Source organism: Georgenia sp. G2120 (genome assembly GCF_055326485.1).
The window spans coordinates 1-4,847 of record NZ_JBUZNL010000029.1 but is presented as its reverse complement, the minus strand read 5'-3'; the positions used below and the strand labels follow the sequence as shown (position 1 = coordinate 4,847).

The following is a 4,847-nucleotide window of genomic DNA, read 5'->3' as shown; positions in this document are numbered from 1 at the left end:
GCGCACCACAGACACGCCGATCGCAGTGCTTGCCCGTGAGGTGGGGTGGAACGATCCTGATTTCGCGGCCCGTCAGTTCCGTCGTAGCGTCGGCGTGACGCCGAGCCGCTACCGAGCCATCGCCCGCGCGCGTGCCGCTACCGGGGCCGGGTGAAACGCGCATCGAGCCGGGTCATATCCGCAGGATCAGCCGCCTCCGCCCCACAGCTCCCGAGCGCTCCGGTACTCCGGTAAGGACTCGTCGGGTTCATCGCGGAGCCTGACGGTCGCCAGTCTCGTTCCGTCGTCCGTCTCGTCTTCCTGATCCGCCCGGCGTACCTCGTGGTCGCACGGCTGCTGCCTCTCGGCGTGGCCCGGCGGAGGGAGGTCAGGCATGGCTATGAGGAATAAGACACGTGAAGCGAAGCTCGAAGCTCCTCGAAGCTCCTCGAAGCTCGAATGCTCTTGAAGGATGATAGAATTGACGTATGAGTTCCAGCCGCTAAGCAGCCCTACAGGAGAGGCCCTTCTGCTGTTCGCGATCGATCGCGCCGGAAGGGCCGGTTGTGGTGAGCCATCGCGTTCCCAGGCTGAGCTTGACGATGCTGACGCTTCGCGTCAGTGCGTCCCTTTGACACTCTCGTAGTCGGACCTGTCCGAACGAGAAATCAGAGGTCCCTTCCTCAACCTTTCGCGCGTGTCCATTCGGAATCTAGATCCGTTGCCCCCGCAATGCTCCAACGGCTGCGCTTGATGAGTTCCGCCCTTTGGCAGCCCCCACAGCGAACTGTGCGCACTGGCGCCATCGGGCAAGCGTTTTGTTGTCGCGACAGCCGAAAGGAATCTTCATGAGCGACCTCATCATTGTCAGCGGATCACCTGGGTCGGGAAAAACAACCGTCGCACGGCTCCTTGCCCAGCGATACCCACTCTGCGTTCACCTCCACACCGACGACTTCTGGCATTTCATCGTCCAGGGAGCGATCCCGCCGTTTATGCCTGAGTCCGAGCAGCAAAACCAAACAGTGGTTGGCGCCATCGCCTCAGCAGCGTTCGGATACGCAGCCGGCGGATATACAACCATCGTTGACGGCGTGGTGGGACCCTGGATGCTGCATCACTACCAGAATGCGGCCGATCAGCACCCGGACGTTGATCTGCACTACGTTGTCTTGCGACCTGAGCGCGAGACTGCGTTGGCACGAGCTCAGCAGCGGACCGAGCCAGGCGCCCTTCTCGACGCAGGACCGATCCTCGACCTGTGGCATCAGTTCGATAAGCTCGGCGATCTCAGTCGCCATGCCGTAGACACTACGCACTTCGACGCTGAAGAAGCAGCCGAGGTCGTGTATCAGGAACTTGTAAGAAACCGAATGCGCCTTCCGTCGGCACACCGAAATGGCTAGGCACTTTCGATGCGGCCCGACAAGCCTATAAAGACGCGCCTATAAAAAGGGCGAGCGGTGGCGGCATCTGTAGATTATGGAGCTGTTCGGCCGCTGCGCGGGAATGCCAGTCGAGCGTTCGGTCCGATCGTGGCGCACACGTCCACGCACCACGACCCCACGTCGCCGATTGCCCACGACTTCGTGAAGCTGATGTTCGTTCGCTCAGGATCGGTGATTCTGTTCAGTGAGTTCGGCCAACAGCCAGCCACGCTGGGCGACGTGGTGATCCTCGCCAAGAACACCCTGTGCGGTGGCGAACCGGAAGGGCACGTCACGGTCACCACGGTCTACCTCGACCCGGACTACATCATCGACCAGGTGTTCTGGCAGTACGCGGCGGTGCTGTCAGACAGGCTGCATGCGCAGCAGTTCGCTGAGACGTTCTACAGCGAAGCCGCTCAGCTGATCCGTCTCGGTGAGGACCGGGCGGGGATGTTGATGCCGTGGCTGGACGAGTTGGTTGCCCTGACGATCGAGGATCGTCCGATGCAGACCTTCCATCGGGTACAGGCGTTGTGGTTCTCCGTCGCTCACGTCCTGACCCCGTTCGTGAAGACGACACCGATCCGCGAGACCTCAACCCAGCGCGAGACGACCTGGCCTACTCAGCCACGGCGACGCGGATTCTCGCCGTTACGGACCGACGCGCGGAAGGTCGCCGAGCTGTTGCGGGCCGACCCGGAACGTCGCTGGTCGGTGACAGACCTCGCCAACGAGGTGCACCTGTCGAAGTCTCAGCTTGGCCGTGTGTTCGTGGAGGCGTATGGGAAGTCTGTCAAGGGCCGTTGAGTTCTGCCCATAGGCGGTCAGTGTTTCGTCCCGCTGGTGGCCATCAGAACTGCCCACTGGTGGCCAGCTGGTTTGCCCGCTTGGGTGGTGATGCTGGCCACCGTGATGGGATCAGTTCAGTGGCATGACTCCCTTCCCGGCCATCGCCTGGGTCATCCGCACGGAGTCTCCGGTGGTCTGGCAGACGTGGGCGTGGTGCAGGAGCCGGTCCACGGTGGCGGTGGCCAGGGTCTTGGGCATCAGTTCGTCGAAACCGGCTGGGTGCAGGTTGGAGCTGATGGCCACGGAGCGTTTCTCGTAGGCGGCGTCCACGATCCGGTAGAGGCCCTCGGCGGCATCGTCGGCGACCGGCAGCAGCCCGATGTCATCGATGATGACCAGGTCGGCGCGCAGGATCCGGGCCACGGCCTTGGTGATGGTGTCATCGGGCCGATGAGCTCGGATCATCGCCCCGAGGTCCTCAAGGGTGAACCAGGCCACCCGTCGGCCCTCCTCGACGGCTTGCTGGCCCAGGGCCTCGAGGAAGAAGGTCTTGCCGGTGCCGGAGGGCCCGCAGACCACGAGGTTCTCCCTGCGTGAGAGCCATTCCAGGGTGCGCAGGGACTGCTGGGTGGGGGCCAGGATCGAGGAGGCCTGTTCATCCCAGGTGGTGAAGGTCTTGCCGGTGGGGAATCCGGCGGCCTTGCGCCGGGCGGCGAGCATGGACCGGGCCCGCCCGGCGGTCTCCTCCGTCAAGAGAGCCTTGAGGACTTCGGCCGGTTCCCAGCGTTGGGCCCGGGCGGTGGCCAGGACCTCGGCGGCGATCCCTCGGGCGTGGGGCATCTTCAGCTGCCGCATCAGCGCCTCGAGCTCGGCCGGCAGCGCCGGTGCGGTGGTGTTCGGGGTCGTGATGCTCATCGGGCTGCCCCCTCGGTGCTGGTGGTGCCGAGGCCGGCCCAGCCGGCGGTGCCCTGCGTCAGGGACCGTTCCTCCGTCGCGGCGTGAGTCCCGGTGCGGTGGCCGGCGGCGGTGAGCAGGGAGGACAGGTCCCCGTGGGCGAAGCGGTGGTGCACGGCGGCGACCCCGAGGGCCTTGTCGACCTGGTCGGTGCCGGTCAGCTTGGCCAGGGTGACGGCCTCGGCCATCTTCTGGCCGATCCGCGCCGTGCCGGCCGCGGCGGCCTCCACCAGCCAGGTCCTCGCCCCGGCCCCGATGCCCAGGAACTCCGCTTCCGCCGCCGAACGAGGCGTCGGGGTGTAGTCCCCGGGCACCTTGTCCGCCTGGTGGCCGGGGAAGTGCGCGTCGTCGATGGCCGGAGACCCGGGCCGGGCCAGCTGATGCCGGGCGACCTCCACCGGACCATCGGCACCGGCGTGCATGATGACCACCTGCGAGTCCGGGCCGGTGCCGTGATGGCGGACGAAGACCTCGGCCCCGAGCAGGTGCGCCGGCACCGAGTACTGGGCGTTCTCGAAGGAGACCATCGGCGTGTTCTCCGGCACCCTGCGTCCGACCCCGTAGGAGACGGTGTGCGCCGTGGCGGGGATGCGGTGCAGCGCGCCAGCCTCCTCGGCGAGCATGTCGGCCGGGCGGCGGCGGGTCACCCGGTGCTCCCGGGCGTTGACCAGGGCCATGAACGACTGACATGCCTCTTCGAGCTCGGCGAACGAGGTGTACTCGGTCCGCAGGTTGGTGTCCTTCGGAACCAGATCGGCCTTGGCCAGTTTCACCGCGTTCTCCACCCCGCCCTTGGCAGCCGGGTCCGCCGGCCGGCAGGTCAGCACCTCCACCCCGTAGTGCGCCGCGAACGCCACGGTGGCCTGGTTGCGCACCGGCACCCCGGCCACATGGGAGACCGTCACCGTCTTCTCGTTGTCCGTGAGCACATACGTCGGGGCACCCCCGATCAGCCGGAAACACCGGTCCAGGGCAGCGAACACGCTCGGAGCCGTCCTATCACGCAGGGCGATGACGATCCGAAAGCGAGACCAGGCCAGCCAGGCCACGAACAGCACCGTCTTGGCCCCGTCAATCACCGGCCCATCGCCGAAGTCGTACTGCAACCAGCCCCCGGGCTCGGTGATCCAGGGCCGGTGCACCCGCCGCCTCCCAGCCCGCCAGGCGGCCTTCACCTCCGCCACCGCCCGGCGGGTGGAACGCTCCGAGCCGGTGTAGCCCATCACGGTGAGCTTGTCGTGCACGACATCGGCGCGGATCCGCCCGGTGGAGGCCTCGACCCATTCCTCGATCTTGGGCAGCCACGCGTCGGTGACCCTCGGGCGACTGGCTCCGGCTCCAGGGGCCTGGCCGGCATCGCGGGCCTGCACCAGCCGGGCCACGGTGTGGTGGGAGCAACCGGTCAACTCGGCGGCACCCCGCAATGACCTGGTCAGGTCATAGGCACTGAGTATTCTCATGGTTTCTACGGCATCCTTCATTCAGGGCCTCTTCCTCGCTGGATTCGATTCGACACCGATATCCAACCCGGGGAAGGGGCCCCCGCCGTCTCACGACGCGGCGGGCAACGAGTAGCGCGGGCAAACCAGATGGCCAGCACCGGGCAGAGCCGGTGGCCATCACTGGGCAGTCCTTGTGGCCGTCAGCGGGTCATTCCCTGGCCACCTATGGGCAGCTTTTCATGGCCGCTGACAG

At 66.2% G+C, this 4,847-nt stretch carries 4 protein-coding genes; 2 read left to right on the top strand and 2 right to left on the bottom strand.

Translation table 11 applies throughout. From position 1 onward, the window contains the following. Positions 1 to 827: 827 nt before the first annotated feature. Together ACZLMO_RS16670 and ACZLMO_RS16665 are read left to right on the top strand one after the other, a co-directional pair. Positions 828 to 1,385, top strand: a complete 558-nt coding sequence (locus ACZLMO_RS16670; RefSeq protein ID WP_463654378.1) for an AAA family ATPase — start codon at positions 828 to 830, stop codon at positions 1,383 to 1,385. Between the two features lie 129 nt (positions 1,386 to 1,514). Next, positions 1,515 to 2,216 (top strand): AraC family ligand binding domain-containing protein, encoded by a 702-nt coding sequence (locus ACZLMO_RS16665; RefSeq protein ID WP_463654377.1) that lies wholly within the window; start codon positions 1,515 to 1,517, stop codon positions 2,214 to 2,216. A 111-nt stretch (positions 2,217 to 2,327) separates the two neighbouring features. On the opposite strand, the gene istB is transcribed toward ACZLMO_RS16665, so the two are convergent. After that, entirely contained in the window at positions 2,328 to 3,113 is a 786-nt protein-coding gene (istB, locus tag ACZLMO_RS16660) for an IS21-like element helper ATPase IstB (protein ID WP_463654080.1), read from the bottom strand. After that, on the bottom strand, positions 3,110 to 4,633 hold the full coding sequence (istA, locus tag ACZLMO_RS16655; protein WP_463654081.1) for an IS21 family transposase: 1,524 nt from the start codon (positions 4,631 to 4,633) through the stop codon (positions 3,110 to 3,112). Before istA ends, istB begins: the two co-directional genes overlap by 4 nt. Positions 4,634 to 4,847: the final 214 nt, after the last annotated feature.